Origin of the sequence: Kitasatospora sp. NPDC127035 (genome assembly GCF_042726075.1) — a bacterium.
Taxonomy (GTDB): Bacteria; Actinomycetota; Actinomycetes; order Streptomycetales; family Streptomycetaceae; genus Kitasatospora.
In genome coordinates, this window is the sequence record NZ_JBHXDN010000041.1 from 44,064 (window position 1) to 64,171 (window position 20,108).

The window sequence follows — 20,108 nt, forward strand, 5'->3', positions numbered from 1 at the left end:
GGCGTGGTCCAGGAGGCGGTGCACGTTGGTCTGGGCCTCGAGCCCGGCCGCGGCGGGGGGCCCGGATCCGGGCCCGCCGCCGCTTCCCGTGCCGCCGCCGCTGCCGTGGCCGCCGGGGGCGCCGGCCCGGCCCGCCGGACGCCCCCGGCTCAGCTGCCTCCGCACCCGGTGCAGGACCTCGGCGGTCTGTTCCTCCCCGGGGCGCTCGGCCCTGATGTCGCCGAGCTCCACGACCTCCACGCCGTCCCGGAAGAAGTGGCTGACCTGGGCGGCCACGCTCAGCGCCATCCGGGTCTTGCCGACCCCGCCCGGTCCCAGGAACGTGGTCAGCCGGTTGGCCCGGACGGTGTTCGCGAGCTGCTGCTGGACGGCGGGGCTGCCGACGACCGGGGCCGGGTCCGGCCCCGGCAGGCCCTGCCACCGCGCGTGGTCGTGGCTCTCGGGGCTCGGCCGCTGCTCGTCGGCCACGCCGAGCGCGTTCACCAGCAGGTCGACCGAGGAGCGGCGCGGGTTCTGCACCCGGCCGAGCTCCAGGTTCCTGATGGTGCGCACGCTCAGGCCGGAGTACTCCGCGAGCTCCTCCTGGGTCCAGCCGCGCTGGATCCTCAGCGCCGCGATCAGCCGGGAGTCCCACGCCGGGAGCGGGCCGCCCAGCAGCGTGCGTTCGTGGGTGTATTCGAGTGTCATCGGTACCCCCGGGATTGAAGTTCGAAGAGCTCGGCGTAGAGCCCGCCCCGGTCCATCAGCTCCCGGTGGCTGCCCTGTTCCCTGACCTTTCCGCCGTCGAGCACGATGATCAGGTCGGCCATGCCCACGGTCGAGAACCGGTGGGAGACCAGGAGGGTGACGGTGCTTCGCTCCCGGCCGGCCCGTGCGGCGGCGGCGAAGCGTTCGAACAGCGCGTTCTCGGTGTGTGCGTCCAGCGCGGCGGTCGGCTCGTCGAAGACGGCGATCAGCGGTTCGGTCCGCATCAGTCCGCGGGCCAGCGCGAGCCGCTGCCACTGGCCGCCGGACAGCTCCGTGCCGCCGTCCCAGCGGGTGCCGAGCCGGGTGTCCAGGCCCTCCGGCAGCCCCTCGACGACGCCGGTGGCGTCGGCCCGTTCCAGGGCCGCGCCGACGGCCCGCCGGTCCTCGATCCGGGGCAGGTCGCCGATGCCCACCGTCTCCAGGACGGGGAACTCCAGCTTGGCGTAGTCCTGGAAGGCGGCCGAGCACCTGGCCCGCCACTCGGCGGTGTCACAGTCGGCGAGGTCCACGCCGTCGACCAGGATCCGCCCGGAGCCGGGCCGGTAGAAGCCGCAGAGCAGCTTGATCAGCGTGGTCTTGCCCGCGCCGTTGTCCCCGACCACGGCGACCACCGCGCCCGGCGGCAGCCGAAGGCTGACCCCGTCGAGGACACCGCGGCCTTCCTCGGAACCCGGGTACGCGAAGCCGACGTCCTGCAGCTCGATGCCGCGGCTCAGGGTGGCCGGCAGCCGGGCGGGCTCGGCGGGCGCGCGCCGCTCGCCCGCCACGTAGTCCTGCAGCCAGACCAGGCGCTGGCCGACCCGGATCACCACGAGGAAGTAGGTGCCGTACCGCACCGCCGTGCCGACGGTGGCGCTCAGCTGCGCGGCCAGGCCGAGCACCAGCACCACGTCACCGGCCGTGGCGTGGCCGCGGACGGCCAGCACCAGGGCGAGCGAGATGGCGCCGACGTACCCGGCGGCGGAGATCAGCGCGTCCAGCGACTGCAGGCCGGCGCCCTTCCAGCTGGCCCGGTTGCGCTCGCCGACGACGGCCCCCGAGGTCCGGTGGTGGCGCGTGCCCAGCAGGTCCGTCAGGCCGTAGACCCGCAGTTCGCCCGCCGCGTTCGTGGAGGTGCCCAGCTCGAACAGGTGGGCGCGCAGCCGCTCCCGCTCGCTGGTCGCCTCCTGCGCCCGGACGGTCAGGTCGCGGCTCCGCTTGCCGAGCCAGAACGACACCACGGTGAGTACCGGGAGGCAGAGCAGCAGCGGGTCCACCCCGGCCAGCAGGATCGCGGTGACCGTCAGGGTGGCCCCGACCCGCAGCACGCCGGCGGTGGCGTTCACCATGCCGGACAGCTGGAACTGCTGCTCCCGGATGCGCTGCACCTGGTCCAGGTACTCGGGGTACTCGTAGTGGGCCAGGCCCTCGGCCCCGCCGATCAGCCGCATCAGCCGCCGGCTGGCGACGGCCGTCGCCCGCTCCTGGACGGTGAAGAGGCAGTGCACGTAGTAGAAGACCGAGGTCAGCGCCGCGGCGACGGTGATGCCGAGCATCACGGCCGCGCCGAGTCCCAGCCGGAGGTCCTCGGAGACCGCCGCGTCCACGATCATCTTGGCGCCGAGGCCGCCGATCGGGACGGAGATCTCGAAGACGATGCCGGTGAGGAACTGCATCGCCGCGTGCCACGGGGCCGCGCCGAAGCCGATCCGCATCAGCTCCCGGAACGCCTGGAATGACTTACGCATGTCCCGCCTCCGCTGCGGTCCGGAGCTCGATGCCGGCTTCCCCGCCCTGTTCCGGGTCGGCGAAGCGGGCCGCCTGGATGTCGAACATCGCCGCGTAGCGCCCGCGCCGGGCCAGGAGTTCGTCGTGGGTGCCGTCCTCGGCGACGACGCCGTCGTCGAGGACGATGATCCGCTCCGCGCACCGGACGGTGGAGAAGCGGTGCGAGATCAGGATCGTGGTCAGTCCGGCGGTGAGTTCGAGGAACCGCTCGTAGATCTCCGCCTCGGCCCGGACGTCCAGCGCCGCGGTCGGCTCGTCCAGGATCAGCACGCGGGCACCGGCGTCCACCGCGAACATGGCCCGGGCCAGGGCGATCCGCTGCCACTGCCCGCCGGAGAGATCGGTGCCGCCGGTGTACTCGGGCGACAGCACGGTGTCCCAGCCGTTCGGGAGCCCCTCGACCAGGGCGAGCGCGCCCGCGCGGTCCGCCGCCTCGCGCAGCCGGTCCCGGTCGCCGGCGAACCGCGGCGCGCCCATGCCGATGTTCTCCGCCGCCGTCAGGTGGTAGCGGGCGTAGTCCTGGAACAGCACGCCGATCCGGCTGCGCCAGAGCGCCGTGTCGAGTTCCGCCAGATCGTGGCCGTCGACCCGGATGGTGCCCCCGGTCGGCGTGTGCAGGCCGCAGAGCAGCTTGACCAGCGAGCTCTTCCCGGCGCCGTTGTCGCCCACGATGGCCAGCGAACGGCCGGCGGCGATGTCGAGGTCGACGCCGCGCAGCGCCTCGCGGTCCGTCCCGGGGTAGCGGAACCGGACCCCGGCGAAGCTGATCCGGTCGGCGGGGAAGGCGGCGGGGAGCTCGGCGTGCCGCGGCTGCGCCGCGCCGGAGGAAGCGGAGAGCCGCTCGTCCAGACCCAGGACCTGGGGGACGGCGGCGCCGGCGAACGAGAGGTAGGCGTTGTTGTCGTCGAACGCCGTGTAGTTGTTGGCCAGCGCCAGCGCCTGGGTGAAGACGGCGACGCTGCCGAGGCCGATGTCGTGGTGCACGGCCGCCCAGGCCAGCACGCCGTACGAGACCAGGTTGACGAGCGCGATCGTCCCGGTGGCGCCGAGCACCACGCGCGGCCGCGGCTTGCGTTCCCGCCAGACCGGCTCGGTCGCCTCCTGCCAGGACCGGGCGAAGCGTTCGAGGAGCCAGTCCAGCAGGCCCCACAGCCGGACCTCCTTGGCGGCGGGCCGGGTGAGCACCAGGTCCCGCAGGTACTCGGCCTGGCGCAGCAGGGCGCTGCGGCCGAAGCCGACGCGGCCGACCCGGAAGTACTCGCGCTGCATGAAGTGCACGACCAGCGGCCAGGCCGCCAGCCACATCAGACCCACCCACCACTGGAAGGCCAGCAGGGTGATCGCCGCGGTCACGGCGCGCAGCCACGCCGGCAGCACCACCGCGAGGGCGGCCACCGCCTGGCTCGGCCGGTCGGTCTCGGCCATCCCGAGGCCCCGGACGACCCGCAGGGTGTCCAGGACGTGCGGGTCGGTCAGGTGGGCCGTCCCCTCCGGCCGGCCGACGGCCGCCATGACCCGCTGCTGGAGTTCCCGGTCGACCTCGCGGCCGAGGGTCTCGCCGAGCGCGGTCAGCAGCGGCGCGAGGGTCTGCTGGACCAGCACCAGCCCCCCGGAGACGGCCAGCAGGACGATCGTGTGGTGCCCGGCGGGGGAGGAGAGCCCCGCGTCGAGGGTCGCGCCGATCGAGCCGATGAGCAGACCGGTCACCACGGCGACCGCCACCGGAAGCACCGCGGACACCAGCACGCCGAACGCCCCCAGGACGGCCTTGGCCCGGTTGACCCGGGGCAGCAGGCGCAGGAGGTTGAAGATCCCGTGGATGGTCGGCGAGAGCCTGGGCCTTCGTTTCAGGGGGATGCGCAGGACGGCCATGGGGTGAGCACTCTTCCTGTCTGTCGACGGTCGCGTGGCTGGCGGAGGAGCCGGTTGAGGAGGGTCGAACAGGTGGGGAGCCTGGCGGAGCCGGGGGAGGGGTCCGGACGCGGTGCCTGGTCCGCGGTCCCCGCTGCGACGGGTCGCGAGGACGCGGTGGCGCGGCGCCCCGGAGGCCGTCGGGGCGACCGGTGGGGCGCCGCACCGCCCGGTGCCGCCCGCGGTCCGGCCGGGGTGCGCCCGGGTGGGCGGTACCGGTGGTCCGTCGGCGGTACCGAACCTAGGGACGCCTGATTCGGAGGCGGTATGGGGCCGGTATGGAACGGCTATTCGCCGTGGTCGGGGCGGTTCCGCCGGGACCGGGGCGGGCCGGGACCCCGCCCCGGCGCCGGGGCGGGGGACCCCGGCCCGGCGGAACCGTCAGGTCAGCACGGCCCCGTTGTCGGGGCGGTGCCGGCGGCTGCGACGGTGGTCCAGGTGGACGAAGACGCGGTGCAGCCACCGGTCGTTGCCGTCGTAGCGGGGTGAGAACGCGACCCGCCCGTGGACGACCAGCCGGTTGTCGACGAAGATCATGTCACCGGGGCGGAGCACCACGTCGGACCGCACCTCGACCAGCGCCTCGCGCAGCTGCGCCAGGGACTTCTCGGCGCGCTCGTCCAGGGCCCGGGTGGCGTGGAAGTCGACGCAGATGTCCGGGTCCTCGGGCGCGCCGCCGAGCACCGGGTGCGGGCTGGAGAGCCCCACCGCGTGGAAGGACGGCGGCGCCTCGGTCATGAAGCGCGCCTCCCGCAGGACGGTCAGCGCCTCCTCGTCCAGCAGCGGGAGGGCGCGCCGGATCGAGGCGACCTGGGTGCCGACCTGGTCCTCGTGCGCCGGGCGCAGGCACAACAGCCCGACGTAGTCGGGACGGTGGGGGTGGAAGGCGTTCTCCGTGTGGAACTCCAGCTGCACCGATCCGCCGTTGCTCTGGGAGCCCGCGAGCGCCGGCACCGGGACGACGTTCTGGACCAGCGCGCCGAACTTCTCGTCCCGGTAGGCGATCACCGTCCCGAGCTCGCTGCCGAGCAGGACGGCCAGGGCGGCCGGGACGGTGGTCCGGCGCTCCACGGAGTCGGGCACGGTCGGGGTGGGCGGCAGCGGCTCCGCCGGCATCGGGAGGTTGCTGATCGTCAGGGTGCCGGCGTCCCCGGCGTCGTGCCGGAACGCCCGGACCGCCCGGCTCAGCCGGCCGGGCAGCCGGCAGCTCTCCTCGCGGGCCGTGGCCTGCCAGCCGGGATCGTCCACCAGCCCCGGGCCGGTGCGCGCCAGCTGCCGGGCCAGCGACTCCAGCTCGGCCCGCTCGCCGCCGGTGAGTTCGAGTACGGAGGTGTCTCCGCGGTGGTCGGTATTGGTGCTCGCCATGGTTGAGGTCACGCTGGTTCTCCTCGTCGGAATACCCTTGAGGCGACCGGGGCCTGTCCTCTCGGATGAGAGTCGCCGCGGAATACACAATCGCCGTGCGGCGACCCGACGGCGATTCTTTCCCGCCACGTCGCACGGTCTCCAGGCAGCCAACCGGCAATTGGGGGCGGGTAACTTGCCTGCCGGATGCCTGTCCTGGGGCGGGCGCGGAAACCAAGCTTTCCGACAAGCCCGATCCAGGAGACGGAGCCTTGCCGTGCAGCCGAACTTTCGGACCCGAATACCTCCGCCCCCACCGGCGGACGGCCGCCGTGCCGGCCGCGCGGACACCGCGGACCCGCTCGGCTGCCGTGCCGTCGAGCGCCTGCTGTGCGAGCTCTGGAGCGCGCACTTCGGGCACCGGGTCTCGCCGTACGACGACTTCTTCGACCTGGGCGGCGACTCACTCGCGATCACCACGATCGTGGCCGCCGCCCGGGAACGCGGCCTCCGGGTCCGGAGTTCGGCGGCGCTGCGCCACCCGACGCCGGCCCGGCTGGCCGAGCACCTGACCCTCGGCGGCCCCGGCGCGGGCGGCACGCCGACCGGCCCGCCGCGCGCCCTCGCCCTCGACCCCGGGGCCGCCGCCGCGGTGTCCGCGCCGGACTGGACCGCGGCGGACGTCCGGCCGGAGCCGATAGCCGAGGGCGACCCGGCCGCGCCGCTGTTCGTGGTGCATTCCGACCGTCACGTCCGGGCCGAGCGCGCGGCGGTCGCCCGGTGGACCGGTGGCCGGGCCGCCCACGGGTACGCCCTCCCGGGCGCCCGCGGCCCGATCCCGCCGTTCGGGAGCGTCGGGGAGGTCGCCGAGCGGCTGCTCGCGGACCTGCGCGGGCGCCGGCCCGACGGGCCCTACCGGCTGGCCGGCTTCGGCCTCGGCGCGGTGGTCGCCCTCGAACTGGCCCGCCGGCTGCGCGGTTCGGGCGCCCAGGTGGCGCTGCTGGCCCTGGTCGCGCCGCCCGCCGGGCCGGCGCCGGGCGAGCCGGACGCCGGACCCGACGACCTGCTCGGCCGGCGGCTGGCCCTGCTCGCCGGACGGTTCGGGCTCACCGGGGGCGAGAGCCTCGCCGAGATCCACGACCGGATCGCCGAGGAGGAGTGGTACGACGGGACGGTGGGGCCCGGCGACCTCCCCCGGCTCCAACTGGCCTGGGCCCGGCTCGCGTCGGCCGTCCGGGCCCACGCGTACGAGCCGTACGACGGGCGGGCGCTGCTGTTCCTGGACGGCCCGGACCCGCATCCGGCGGAGCGGGCGTGGGCGGGCGCGGCCCGGCCGCCGGACGTCCACCGGCTCGACCACGGGCTCGAATCCCCCCTGGCCGTCATCCGCGACCCGCAGGTGGCCGAGACGATGAGGAAGGCGCTCGACGTATGAACGGCGGTACCACGAGTGCAGCGGCGAACCGGGTGATCGCCCGGCTCAGGCCCCCGGAGCGCCCCGCGCTGCGGATCTTCTGCTTCCCGCACGTCGGCGCCGGCGCCGCCGCGTTCAAGCCCTGGCTCGACCACCTGCCGCCGGAGGTCGACCTCTGCGCGGTCCGGCCGCCCGGGCGCGAGAACCGGGTGCGGGAGGCCCTGCTCACCGACGGGCACGCCCTGATCGACGACCTCCTGCCGCACCTGACCCCGCTGCTCGACCTGCCGTACGCGGTGGTCGGCCACTGCTCCGGCAGCGTGCCGGCCACCGAGCTGGTGCGCCGGCTCGCCGCCGTCGGCGCACCGGCCCCGGTCGAGCTGGTGGTCTCCTCCGCGGAGGGACCGCGGGTGCGGACGGTCGAGGACCCGCCGCTGCACCGGCTGCCCCGCGCCGAACTGCTGGCGCGGGTCGTCAAGTACGGCGGCATGGCCGAACAGGTCCTGGGCGACCAGGACCTGATGGCCATGTTCGAGCGGATCCTCCGGGCCGACTACCAGATCGTCGAGACCCTGGAGTACACCCAGGGCCCGCCGCTCGACCTGCCCGTCACCGTCGTCGGCGGTCGCCGCGACGAGTTCGTGAGCGCCTCGTCGATGGCCGCCTGGAGCACCGAGACGAGCCGCGAGTTCACGCTGCACCTGCTGGACGCGGGTCACTACATCCTCAACGACGCGGGCCCCCTGATCGGGCGGATCGCACGACGGCTGCTGGACCTGGAGGGCGAGGCGTGAGCGCCGGAGACGTCAGACTGCCCAGTGCGTGGCGCACCGACCGGGCCGGAGCGACGGCCCACCGGGCCGAGGTCCGCTACGACGACCTGGCCGCCGCCCTGGACGCGCTCGCCGCCGCGGCCGGGGCCGACCCGGTCGCGGCACCCGCCGCGGCCCACGTCAAGGTCCTGAACACCCTGGTCGAGGAGGCCGAGTTCAGCACCGACGTGCTCCCGGCCGGGGACGGTCCCGGCCCGCACAGCCTCACCGTGCGGCCCGGTGCCGCGCGGACCTGGCGGGAGCTGGTCGGGCTGGTCGGGACGGCCCTGCGCGCGGTGCGGCCCGCCGCCGGACCGGAGGGCGGGGCGGCCGGGCCCGCCGACCACGTGCTGTTCGCGGCCGACGCCGCCGACCTCGGCAAGCCGGACGAGCCGGCCGACCCGGCCCGCCGCCACGGCCTGCGGGTCGGCGTCGACGGCCGGACCCTGGTGCTGCACGCCGACGGCTACCTGGCCGCCGCCGAACTGGACCGGCTGGCCGTCATGTACCGCCGCGTCCTGGAGGCGATGGCGGGGGCGCCGGAGGGTGACGCGGTGGCCGCCGTCCTGCCGGACGGCGAACGGCACGCCGTGCTGCGCCGCTGGGCGCTCGGCCGGAGCGTTCCGCGCGAACCCGTCGGCGTCCTCGAACTCTTCCGGCGCCAGGCGGCCCGGACGCCCGACGCGCCGGCCGTCCGCGCCGACGGACGGACGCTCAGCTACCGCGAACTCGACCTGCGGTCCACCCGGATCGCCCGGCACCTGCTCGCCCGCGGCGCGCGGCCCGAGGCGCTCGTCGGCGTCTGCCTGCGGCACGGGGAGGACCTGCTGCCGACGCTCCTCGGCGTCTGGAAGAGCGGCGCGCCGTACCTCCCGCTCGACCCCGACCTGCCCGCCCAGCGGCTGCGCGGCATGGTCGCCGCCGCCGGGTGCCCGCTGGTGGTGACCCGCTCCGAGCACCGCCCGCTGTTCGACCGCCCCGCCGCCGACGGCCTGGTGGACGAGGGACCGGCGGCCGAGGGTTCCGGTCCGGAAGGCTCCGGTCCCGAGGGCCTGGGTCCCGAGGGTCTGGGGGACGAGGCGTTCGTCCTGCTCGACCGGGAGCGCACGGAGATCGACGCGCTGTCCCCGGACCTCGTCGACGTCCCCTCCGGACCGGCCCACCTGGCGTACGTCATCTACACCTCCGGGTCGACCGGAGCGCCCAAGGGCGTCATGGTGCACCACGCCGGACTCGCCAACTACGTGCTCTGGACGGCCCTGGAGTACGCCGCCCGGGGCACCGGCGGGTCCCCGCACTTCAGCTCGATCGGCTTCGACCTGGGCGTGCCGAGCCTGTACACGCCGCTGGTCGTCGGACAGCGGGTCGACCTGCTGCCCGACCCGCTCGACCCCGCCGACCTCGGCGCGCTCCTGGTCGACGGTGCGCCCTACAGCTTCATCAAGATGACGCCGGGCCACCTGAACCTGCTCAGCACGGACCTCGAACCCGAGGAGGCGCACGGTCTGGCCGGGCTGGTGATCGCCGCCGGAGACGCCTTCCCGACCGACCTGGCCCGCCGCTGGCACGACCTGGCCGGCCCCGGCGGCACCCCGGTGGCCACCGAGTACGGCCCGACCGAGATCACCGTCGGCAACTCCGGGCAGGTGACCACGGAACTCCCGGACGACGGGCTCGTCCCGCTCGGCCGGCCCATCCCCAACACCACGATGTACGTCCTCGACGACCGGCTCGAACCCGTCCCCGAGGGCGTTCCCGGCGAGGTGTACGTCGGCGGGGCGGGGGTGGCCCGCGGGTACCTCGGAGCGCCCGCACTCACCGCCGAGCGCTTCCTGCCCGACCCCTACGGGCCACCGGGATCGCGCCTGTACCGCACCGGCGACCGCGGCCGCTGGCGCCGGGGCGAGCTGGAGTTCCTCGGCCGCACCGACCACCAGGTGAAGATCCGCGGCTACCGGGTGGAGCCCGGCGAGATCCGGGCCGTGCTGCAACGGCGCCCGGAGATCGTCGAGGCCGTGGTGATCGCCGTCCCCGGGCCGTCGGGGGCCCAGCGGCTCGCGGCGTTCCTGGTGCCCGAGGCGGGCGCCGCCGTCGACGTCGCCCGGGTGCGGGCCGACCTGGCCGGGGGCCTGCCCGCGTACATGGTCCCCGCCGAGGTCCGGATCGTCCCGGAGATCCCGCTGACCGCGAACGGCAAGGTCGACACCCGCGCGCTCCAGGCAGGCCTCTGACCCGCGCGGCGTCGCGCCGCCCCCGCCGGCCCGCGACCCGCCACCCCACGTACCCGAAGCACTCAGGAAAGCAGGATCCGGTGAGCGACACGGCTGCGGACAGGACGTACCAAGTAGTGGTCAACCAGGAGGAGCAGTACTCGATCTGGGACGCGGACCGCCGACCGCCGGAGGGCTGGCGGGCCGCCGGCTTCACCGGCGACCGGCGGCAGTGCCTGGCGCACATCACCGCGGTCTGGACGGACCTGCGTCCGCTCGGTGCCCGCGGCGGCCGGCCCACCGCGCAGAGCGAGGCGAGGTAGCCGATGAACCGCCTGCTGCCGGAGCTCTTCCTGGCCCGCGCCAGGGAACACCCCGACGCCCCCGCGGTCGTCGCCGGGACCGACGAGCTCTCCTACGGCGCGCTGGAGCGCTCGGCCCGGCGGGTCGCCGGCGCCCTCGCCGGGCTCGGCGCCGGACCCGAGTCCGTCGTCGCCGTCCTGATGGCCCCCGGGCCGCAGCTGGTCGAGGCACTGCTCGGCGTCTGGCTGGCCGGTGCCTGCTACCTGCCGCTCGACCCCTTCGCCCCGCCCGGGCGGCTGCGCCGGGTCGTCGAGGCGGCGGGTGCGCACCTCACCGTCGTGGACCGGACCTGGTCCGGACGGGGCGCGGAACTCGCCCCGTCGACCGCCGCCCACCTGGTCGACGACCTGCTCGACGCCGGGGACCCGGACACCCCGCCCCTGCCCGCCACCGGGCACCGGGCCGCCTACGTGATCTTCACCTCCGGCTCCACCGGCGCTCCCAAGGGCGTCGTCGTGGACCACGCGGGCATCGCCAACCGCGTGTGCTGGGGCGTCCGCGCCCTGGGCCTCGGCGCCGACGACCGGGTCCTGCAGAAGACCCCGCTCACCTTCGACGCGGCCGGCTGGGAGATCTTCGGCCCGCTGGTCTGCGGCGCCCCGGTGACCTTCGGCCGCCCCGACGCGGGCCGCGACCCCGCCGAACTCGTCGCCTCGATCCGCGAGCAGCGGGCCACCGTGGTGCAGGTCGTCCCCACCATGCTGCGCCTGCTGGCCGCCGAGCCCGGCCTGGACTCCTGCACGACTCTGCGGACCGTCTGCTCGGCGGGCGAGCCGCTGCACGCCGAACTCTGCCGGCGCGTGCTCGACCGGGTCGACGTGGAGATCTGGAACACCTACGGGCCCACCGAGTGCTCCATCGACGCCCTGGCGCAGCGCTTCGACCGCGCGCAGCTCACCGGGGCCGTTCCGATCGGCGAGCCCATCGACAACGCCCGCGTGCTCCTCCTCCCGCCCGGGGACGGCGAGAACGGCGGGGACGCCCCCGCCGGGGACACCGCCGCCGGGGACGGTGATCCGCTGTACGAGCTCTACCTGTGCGGCCCCGGCGTCGCCCGCGGCTACCACGGGGACCCGGCCCGCACCGCGACGCGCTTCCTGCCGGACCCCGCCGGGCCGCCCGGCGCCCGGATGTTCCGCACCGGCGACCTCGTCCGCCGCCGCCCGGACGGCGCCCTGGAGTTCGCCGGCCGCATCGACGACCAGCTGAAGGTCAACGGCGTCCGGATCGAACCCGGCGAGGTCGAGGCGGCCCTGGAGACCCACCCCGAGGTGGTCGAGGCCGCCGTCCGGGCGGTCGACGGGCCCGACGGCACCCGGCGCCTGGTGGCCTGGGTGGTCACCTCGCGGACCGGCGCCGCCGAGGACCTCGTCGCCCACCTGCGCGACCGGCTGCCCCCGGCCCTCGTCCCCGCCCTGGTCACCGAGACCGACGCCTTCCCCCGGACCACCAGCGGCAAGACCGACCGGGCCCGGCTGCCCGAGCCCGACTGGTCGTCGGCGCCGGGCCCCGCCGCCCCGGCCCCGCAGACCGCCGAGGAGCGGATCGTGCTGGCGGCCTGGCGGCAACTGCTCGACACCGACGGGATCGGGCCCGACGACGACTTCTTCCGCCTGGGCGGCCACTCGCTGATGCTGACCCGGCTCGCTGCCGGGCTCACCCGGGCCTCCGGCCTGGACGTCCCGCTGCGTGACCTGCACTACGCGTCGACCGTGCGGCAGCAGGCCGAACTGCTGTCCCGGGCCTCCGCGGCGCAGCCGATCGAGGCGCTGCCGCCCGGCGCCCGGCTGCCGCTCACCCACGCGCAGGAACGGTTCTGGGTCCTCGACCGGATGTCCCCCCGGAGCCGCGAGTACCTCCTCCCGATCCTGCTCTGGCTGCCCGCCGAGGTGCCCGCCGACCTGGTCGAGGACGCGCTGGCCCGGCTGGTGGAGCGGCACGAGGTGCTGCGCACCCGCTACGTGATGGACGGCCGGGGCCTGGCCGCCGTCGTCGAGCCGGCGGACGCGGCCCCGGTCAAGCTGCGCACCGTCGAGACCACCCCCGACCGGGTCGACGGTCTCGTCGCCGAACAGCTCGGCGAGGGCTTCGACCTGGCGTCCGCGCCGCTGCTGCGGGCCGCGCTGCTGCGGGACGGCGGGCCGGAGCAACTGCTGCTGCTGGTCTGCCACCACATCGTCGGCGACGGCTGGTCCTCCCGGCTGCTCGAACAGGAGCTGCGTGCGACGGTCTCCGCGCTCGGGGAGGGCCGTGAGCCGGTCCTGCCGGAGCCCGCGCTGCGCTACGTCGACGCCGCCGCCTGGCTCCGGGCCCAGCTGACCGACGACCTGTTGGAGGAGCAACTCGCCTACTGGCGCGAGACGCTGGCCGACCTGCCCGCGCTGGAGCTGCCCACCGCCCGCGAACGCGCCGAGCGGCGAGGCATCGACGGCACCGGGGTCGTCGTCGACCTGCCCGCGCCGTCCGTCGAGGCGCTTCTCGCGCTCGGCCGCCGGACCGGCGCGACCCCGTACGTGGTCTTCCTGACGCTCTGGACGGTCGCGCTCGCGCGGGCCGCGGGCCAGTGGGACTTCGGGACCGGCTCCCCGCACGCCGGGCGGATCCGCCCGGAGCTGCACGACCTGGTCGGCCTGTTCCTCAACACCGTGGTCCTGCGGCCCCGGCTCACCCCGGACCTGCCCTTCGAGGAGGCGGTGGCCGTGGTCGAGCAGACCTGCCGGGAGGCGTTCGCCCGGCACGCGGCGCCCTTCGAGGCCGTCGCCGAGGCGGTCGCCCCGGCCCGCGACCTCTCCCGGACCCCGCTGTTCCAGAACCTGTTCGCCCTGACCGGCGACGACGGGATCGGTCAGGTCCCGCGCGAGCGCGACCTCGAACTGCTCGGCCGGGCCTGGACGGTGTCCCGCACCGACCTGGCGCTCACGCTCTGGCCGTACCCCGACGGCAGTTACGGGGGAGCCCTGGAGTACTCCTCCGCGCTCTACGACGAGGCGGTGGCGACCGGCCTCGCCGGGCGCCTGCGCGACCTGGCCGAGCGGTTCGCCGCCGACCCGGCCCTGACGGTCGGCGCGGCCGGCCTGGACGAACCGGAGGTGACGGAGGTGCCGGAGTTGACGGAGACGGCGGAGGTGCCGGACGTGGCGGAGGCCGACGGGACGGCCGCGGACGGGACGGCCGCCGGGCTGGAGACGATCCTGGGCTTCGTCCGCGAGCTGCTGGAACTGCCCGACGCCGGCCCCGACGACGACTTCATGACGCACGGCGGCAACTCGCTGCTCGCGGCCCGCCTGCTGTGGAACATCCAGACCGCCTTCGGCGTGGAGGTGTCGATGCGCGCCTTCTTCGACCGGCCCACGGCCACCGACCTCGCCCGGGAGGTCGAGGAACTCCTCCGGGAGTCCGACGGCACCCCCGACCGGCAGGGCGACTCGACAGGGAAGGACACCTGATGGCGGCCGCACCGTCCCGGGGAAGGCGGACCATCGAACCGGCGGACCGGAGCCGTCCGCTGCCGCTCTCCTCCGGCCAGCAGCAGATGTGGCTGCTGCACCAGTTCGCCCCCACCGGCCGGGCCTACCTGATGACCTGGACGCTCCGGCTCTCCGGGCCGCTGGACACCGAGGCGCTGCGCCGCTCCTGGGAGCGGCTGGTGACCCGCCACGAGATCCTCCGGACCCGCTACCAGCAGATCGACGACGAGCCCTGCCAACTCGTCGACCCACCCGGGCCGTTCGCCCTGCGCGTGGTCGACCTGGCGGACGAGCCGGCCGCGACCCGTGAGGAGCGCGCCGGGCAGATCGCCGAGTGGGAACGGCGCCGGCCCTTCGACCTGGCCAGGCACCAGCCGGTCCGGGTCACCGTGATCGGGGCAGGCCCGGAACTCCACCTGATGGTCGTCAGCATCCATCACATCGCCGCCGACGAGGACTCCTACCAGGTGATGGTGGCGGAGCTGGCGGCGCTCTACGGGGAGGAGAGCGCCGGCACGCCGTCGGGCCTCGACGAACCGCCCGTCCAGTACGCCGACTTCGCGGTGTGGGAACAGGGCCGCACGACGGACGCGGCGCTCCGCAGGCACCTGGACTACTGGCGGGACGCGCTCGGGGACGTCCGGGACGTGCCGCTGCCGCTGGACCGGCCGCGGCCGGCCCGCGCCGACCGCCGCGGCGGCCTCGTCGACCTGACGGTCGCCCCGGAGACCGCCGACCGCGTCCGCGCGCTCGCCGCGGCCAACCGGGCCACCCCCTTCATGGTGCTGCTGGCGGCCTACCACGTGATGCTCGCCCGGCTGACCGGCAGCGACGACGTGGTGGTGGGGCTCCCGGTCTCGACCCGGACGCCCGATCTGGACGGGCTCCTCGGCTACACCGTCAACACCGTCGTGGTCCGGTCGCGGCACACCGCCGGGCAGACCTTCACCGACCTGGTCGCCCGGATCAGGGCGGGCGTCCTGGACGCCTTCGACCACCGGTTCGTCCCGTTCAAGCGGGTCGTCGACGAGGTGAACCCGGCCCGCGGCCTCGACGAGAACCCGCTGTTCCAGGCCGCCTTCGACATGGAGGCGGCCGGGGAGGACGGCGGATTCCGGCTGCCCGGCCTGACGGTCGAGCGGACCGGCTCCGGCGTCGCGCCCGACGCCAAGTTCGACCTCAACATGCACGTCGCCGCCACCGAGGACGGGCAGTTCGTCGTCCGGCTGGAGTACGCCGCGGCGGTGCTCGACGAGGCCACCGTGCAGGGCTGGGCCACCGCCTGGGAACCGCTGCTCGACGCGCTGGTGCGCGAGCCCCTCGCGCCGCTCCCCGCCGGCGGGCAGGCCGCCCCGGACCGGGCCGCCGGACCGGGCACCGCCGCCGCCACCGAGCCGGGCACGGAACCGGACGGTCCGGGGCCGGCCCCGGGCGGGACCCGGGCCACGGCCGCCCTGGCCGCGACGCTGCACCGGATCTGGGCCGAGGTCCTGGAACTGGACGCCGTCGGCCCGCAGGACAACTTCTTCGACGTCGGCGGCGACTCGCTGCGCGCCGTGGCCCTGTCCGGCCGGCTGCGCGCGGAGGGCCTGGAGGTGTCGGCCACCGACATCTTCGCCTACCAGAGCATCGAGGAACTGGCCGAGTGGTGCGCGGAGCAGACCTCCGGCACCGGGCCCGACCTGCCCGTCCGGGTCGCCCCCTTCGCCCAGCTGTCCCCGGAGGACCGCGCGGCCCTGCCGCCCGACGCCGTGGACGCCTACCCGCTGACGGCGACCCAGCTCGGCATGCTCATCGAGCTGCGGGCCCGGCCCGACGTCAACACCTACCAGGACACCACCTCCTACCTGGTCCGCGACGAGGAGCCGCTGGACCACGCCGCGCTCCGGCGGGCCACCCAGCTGGTCGTCGACCGGCACGAGGTCCTGCGGACCGGCTTCGACCTGAACCGGTACTCGGTGCCGCTCCAACTGGTGCACCGCGCCGCCCTGATCGACGTCGGCGTCACCGACCACGGCGTCCTCGGACCGGGCGGCTGGCGGCCGGCGCTGGAGGAGTACGCGGCCGGCGAGCGCCGCAACCCGATGGACATCGCCGCCGCGCCGCTGATCCGCGTCCACGGCCACCGCGCCGAGGACGCCAAGGAGTGGTGGATCACCATCACGGAGTGCCACCCCATCCTGGAGGGCTTCAGCTTCCACACGATGCTGATGGAGATCCTCACCGGCTACTACGAGCTGCGCGCGGGCCGCACCCCCGCCGAGCCCGAGCCGGTGGCCTTCCGGTACGCGGACTACGTCGCCGCCGAGGCGGCGGCGCGCGAGTCCGAGGAGCACCGCGCCTTCTGGCGCGGCGTGGTCGAGGGCCGGACCGGCACCGCCCTGCCGACCGCCTGGCAGGGCGACCGGGCGCTCGCCCGCGAGCGGTACCAGCACATGCTGGACTTCCGCGACCTGGAGGACGACCTGCGCCGGCTGGCGAGCGAGACCGGCACGTCGATGAAGGCCGTGCTGCTGGCCGCGCACATGAAGGTCATGAGCGCGGTCGTGGCCACCGAGGACTTCTACACCGGACTGGTCTGCGACGCGCGGCCCGAGGTCCTGGGCGCCGACCGGGTCCTCGGCATGTACCTCAACACGCTGCCGTTCGCCATGCCCACCGGGGCGATCACCTGGGGCGGGCTGGTCAAGGCGGTCTACGACGGACTGACCGGGCTCTGGCCGCACCGGGTCTTCCCGATGCAGGTCATCCAACAGGAGTTCGGCCCCGGCGGCCGGCTGCTCGACGTGTTCTTCAACTACCTGGACTTCCGCCAGGTCGACAGGAGCCTGCTCGACGAGGACGCGACGTACAACGACAACGACAACGAGTTCGCGCTGCACGTCTTCACCATCTCGGGGATCCTCAAGCTCAACACGACCAGCCACCGGTTGAGCCGGGCCGCCGCCGTCCGGCTCACCGCCCTCTACCGGACGGTGCTGGAGCGGATGTCCCTCGGACCGGAGGGGGACGCCCGCGCCGACTGCCTGCCGGCGCGCGAGCGGGAGAGCCTGCGGGTCCTGGACCGTACGGAGCACACCGGGCGCACGGCGAAGCGGACGGACGAGCGGACTGACGAGCGTGCGGCGAGCGTCACCGGGGCCTTCGCCCGGGTGCTGGCCGCGCACCCGGACGACCCCGCGCTCCGGTACGGCGACCGGGTGACCGGCTACCGGCAGCTCGACGCCAGGGCCGAGGAGATCGCCCGGGGCCTGCGCGAGCGCGGCGTCGGTCCGGGCTCGCTGGTCGCGGTCGCGCCCGAGCGGGGGCCCGACACGGTCGCCGCGGTGCTCGCCGTCTGGCGTCTGGGCGCCTCCTTCGGCCTCGCCCCGGACGACTCCGGCGGCCCCGCCCTGCCCGCCCTGCCCGTCCTCGCGCAGCCCGCGGTGATCCCCGGGGACACCGCCTGCGTCCTGCCCGGCGCCCCCGGAACGGCCGTGACGCACCGCGCCCTGGCCCGCGCCCTGCACCGGATCCACGTCGAACTCGACGCGCGCGGGGCGGGCAGCGGCCGGGGCTCGTCCTGGCTCTGCGCCGCGCCGCCGGTGACCGCCGCCGGGCTGGTCGAGGTGCTCGCCGCGCTCACCTCCGGGGCCTGCGCCGTCCTCACCTCCGCCCCGCTGCCCGACGCCGTCCCCGAGATGCGGGAACTGATCGCGGGCGGGCGGGTGACGCACCTGTGGACGACCCCGCTGGTCGCGGAGCGCGTGCTCGACCCGGCCCCGCGGCCGGTCACCGTCCTCCTCGGCGGCGACGTCCACGCCGGCCCCGCCCCGGCGGCCGGTCTGCGCTCCCGGGCCAGGGTGATCGAGGTCCTGGACGCCGACGGGCTGCTCGGCCCGGTGGCCTTCGACGGCAGGCCGGTGCCGGGACTGGCCCTGCGGGTCGCCGACGACCGGCAGCGCCGGGTGCCGGTCGGCGTGGTGGGGGAGCTCTGCGTCGACGACCCGGACGCGGACACCGAGGGCGGGCGACCGCACCGCACGGGCCGGCTGGCCCGGCTCGGCCGCAGCGGGCGGCTGGAGCCGCTCGGCCCGGTCGGCGGCCCGCACCGGACCGCGGAACTGCTCGGACTGCACCCCTCGGTGCGGGACTGCCGGGTGGTGGTCCGTCAGGACCCGGCCCGCCAGGACCCGGCGCCGGCGGGCGCGTCCGGGCCTGCCGGACCGCGGCTGATCGGGTACGTGCGCACCGTGACCGAGGAGTTCGCGCCGGACGAGGTGCGCCGGGCGCTCGCCGAACGCAGGCTGCCGCGCCACCTCATCCCGGACGCGCTGGTCGTGGTCGACGAGTGGCCGCTCACCGCGTCCGGCACGGTCGACCCGGACCGCCTGCCCGAGCCGTCCGCCGCGCCGCCCGCCGACGGGCCGGACGAACTGCCCTGGGACGACGGCTTCGCCGACCTCCTGCGCGAGGTACTGGCCGGCGCGTCGTACGAGGGCGCGCTCGAACCGGACGTGCCGCTCGCCGACATCGGTCTGAACTCGATGGCCACCGTCGGCCTGATGGTCGCCATCGAGCAGCTCTACGACATCGTCTTCCCCGACGACTTCCAGGTCGTCGACATGTTCCGGACGCCCCGGATGCTGTGGGAGGCGGTCACCGAGTTCCGTGCGGCGGATCTCTGACGCCGCGGGGGACGGCACGGCCGCGGGGCCGGCACCGGCATCACGTCGGTGCCGGCCCCGGCCCGTCCCCGCCCGCCGTCCCCGGGCCACCGCGCCGGGCGGGTCCGGAAACGCCGACGCGGCCCGGCCGGAGCCGGGCCGCGTCGGGGGCGGGCCCTACAGGAGCGGGTCGACGACGATCTCGATCGCCGTCGCGGCGGCCAGGGCGTTGGCCACGGCCTCCTCCCGGTCGGCGCCGTGGGCGACGATCTCGCCGACCCGCGCGCCCGAGGCGGTGAGCGGCGGCACCGTCCCGCCCGGCTCGACGGACACCCAGACGTACTCGACGCCGGGGGAGGACTGGGCGGCGTCGAGACCGCGCACCTCGCGCACCACGCCCGGGGCCGCGTCCACGAACCGGACCGCCGCCCCGCGGACCGGGGCCGCGGCCATCTCCGGCTCCTTCCCCTCCAGCACGTCGAGGTAGCCGCGGAACAGGTCGCTGCCGTAGGCGAGGCCGATCAGGAACGGGATGTAGTCCCCCGGGAGGCGGGCGGCGCATTCGAGGAGGTGGGGCACTCCGTCCCGGAGGATCCACTCGGCGTGCAGGATGCCGGTGCGGAACCCGGTCGCGGTGACCAGCGTGCGCATGGCCGGCTCCGCCGCCGCACCGGCCGGGGCCGGCACGACGTGACCGCGCTCGACCGGGTGCGGGCCGGGGTAGAGCTCCGTCTCGGTGGTGTTGAGGAAGACCACGCGGCCGTCCAGCACCAGCGCCTCGACGCTGAACTCGCCGCCGTGCAGCCACTCCTCGACCACGTAGCCGGACGCGCCCGCGTGCGCGGTGCGCAGGTGCGGCTGGTCGGCGGACGCCGTCCGCTTCCAGGCCTCGTCGAGGTCGTCCCCGGGACCGAGGAGCTGGACGCCGAGGCTGCCCTGGAGGTGGGTCGGCTTCAGGACGCACTCCCCGCGGTGCGCGTCGCGGAAGCGGGCGACCTCCTCCGGGCCGTCGATCCGCTGCCAGTCCGGCTGGGCGACGCCGGCCGGCTGCGTGGCCTCCCGCAGCAGCGACTTGTCGCGGAAGAGCCGGACGGCGTCGGGCCCGCCGTTCGGCAGCCCCCACGCCTCCGCGAGCTCGGCGGCCGGGACGACCGTGTACTCCAGGGCGGGCAGCACGGCGCGGACGGCGTCCGGCCGGTCGACGTGGTCCGCGAGCCGGACGCTCCCGTTCTGGACGGGGGCCGCGACGAACCCGGCCGCGCAGCGGAACCTCGGGAGCTGCCCGGCGACGTCGCGGGCCTCGCAGATCGTCGGCTCCTCGACGACCAGGACCGAGCCGGGGGGCAGGACCCGCTCCAGCTGGTTCAGCAGGCCGACGCTGAATCCGACCACGACGTGGGTGACTTCGGGAGAGTCCATGTGCGTGT

At 75.5% G+C, this 20,108-nt stretch carries 11 protein-coding genes; 6 read left to right on the forward strand and 5 right to left on the reverse strand.

What is annotated here, in order from left to right; genetic code table 11:
* The 4 genes from ACFWIC_RS25940 to ACFWIC_RS25955 all read right to left on the reverse strand — a co-directional run.
* Positions 1-687 (reverse strand): helix-turn-helix domain-containing protein (locus tag ACFWIC_RS25940; RefSeq protein WP_380520131.1); only part of this gene is annotated, 687 nt, incomplete at its 3' end.
* Complete coding sequence (locus tag ACFWIC_RS25945) at positions 684-2,474, reverse strand: ABC transporter ATP-binding protein (RefSeq protein ID WP_329884330.1); 1,791 nt, start codon at positions 2,472-2,474, stop codon at positions 684-686. The genes ACFWIC_RS25945 and ACFWIC_RS25940, both read right to left, overlap by 4 nt.
* Entirely contained in the window at positions 2,467-4,386 is a 1,920-nt protein-coding gene (locus ACFWIC_RS25950) for an ABC transporter ATP-binding protein (protein ID WP_380520132.1), read from the reverse strand. The genes ACFWIC_RS25945 and ACFWIC_RS25950 overlap by 8 nt, the downstream gene beginning before the upstream one ends.
* 420 nt (positions 4,387-4,806) lie before the next feature.
* Complete coding sequence (locus ACFWIC_RS25955; RefSeq protein ID WP_380362197.1) at positions 4,807-5,802, reverse strand: TauD/TfdA family dioxygenase; 996 nt, start codon at positions 5,800-5,802, stop codon at positions 4,807-4,809.
* Between the two features lie 244 nt (positions 5,803-6,046).
* Between ACFWIC_RS25955 and ACFWIC_RS25960 the strand changes: the two genes are divergently transcribed.
* The 6 genes from ACFWIC_RS25960 to ACFWIC_RS25985 all read left to right on the forward strand — a co-directional run bounded on the left by ACFWIC_RS25960 (position 6,047) and on the right by ACFWIC_RS25985 (position 18,702).
* Entirely contained in the window at positions 6,047-7,204 is a 1,158-nt protein-coding gene (locus ACFWIC_RS25960; protein WP_380520133.1) for a thioesterase domain-containing protein, read from the forward strand.
* Complete coding sequence (locus ACFWIC_RS25965; protein WP_355407829.1) at positions 7,201-7,977, forward strand: thioesterase domain-containing protein; 777 nt, start codon at positions 7,201-7,203, stop codon at positions 7,975-7,977. The genes ACFWIC_RS25960 and ACFWIC_RS25965 overlap by 4 nt, the downstream gene beginning before the upstream one ends.
* Entirely contained in the window at positions 7,974-10,226 is a 2,253-nt protein-coding gene (locus tag ACFWIC_RS25970; protein ID WP_380520134.1) for an amino acid adenylation domain-containing protein, read from the forward strand. Before ACFWIC_RS25965 ends, ACFWIC_RS25970 begins: the two co-directional genes overlap by 4 nt.
* 80 nt (positions 10,227-10,306) lie before the next feature.
* Positions 10,307-10,528, forward strand: coding sequence for an MbtH family protein (locus ACFWIC_RS25975; RefSeq protein WP_329884344.1), 222 nt, complete (start codon positions 10,307-10,309; stop codon positions 10,526-10,528).
* A 3-nt stretch (positions 10,529-10,531) separates the two neighbouring features.
* Positions 10,532-14,014, forward strand: coding sequence for an amino acid adenylation domain-containing protein (locus tag ACFWIC_RS25980; protein WP_380520135.1), 3,483 nt, complete (start codon positions 10,532-10,534; stop codon positions 14,012-14,014).
* Positions 14,014-18,702 carry a condensation domain-containing protein gene (locus ACFWIC_RS25985; protein WP_380520136.1) on the forward strand — a complete coding sequence of 1,563 codons (4,689 nt, stop codon included), beginning with the start codon at positions 14,014-14,016 and terminating at the stop codon, positions 18,700-18,702. The genes ACFWIC_RS25980 and ACFWIC_RS25985 overlap by 1 nt, the downstream gene beginning before the upstream one ends.
* 156 nt (positions 18,703-18,858) lie before the next feature.
* Here ACFWIC_RS25985 and ACFWIC_RS25990 read toward each other — a convergent pair whose 3' ends face one another.
* Positions 18,859-20,100, reverse strand: coding sequence for an ATP-grasp domain-containing protein (locus tag ACFWIC_RS25990; RefSeq protein WP_380520137.1), 1,242 nt, complete (start codon positions 20,098-20,100; stop codon positions 18,859-18,861).
* Positions 20,101-20,108: the final 8 nt, after the last annotated feature.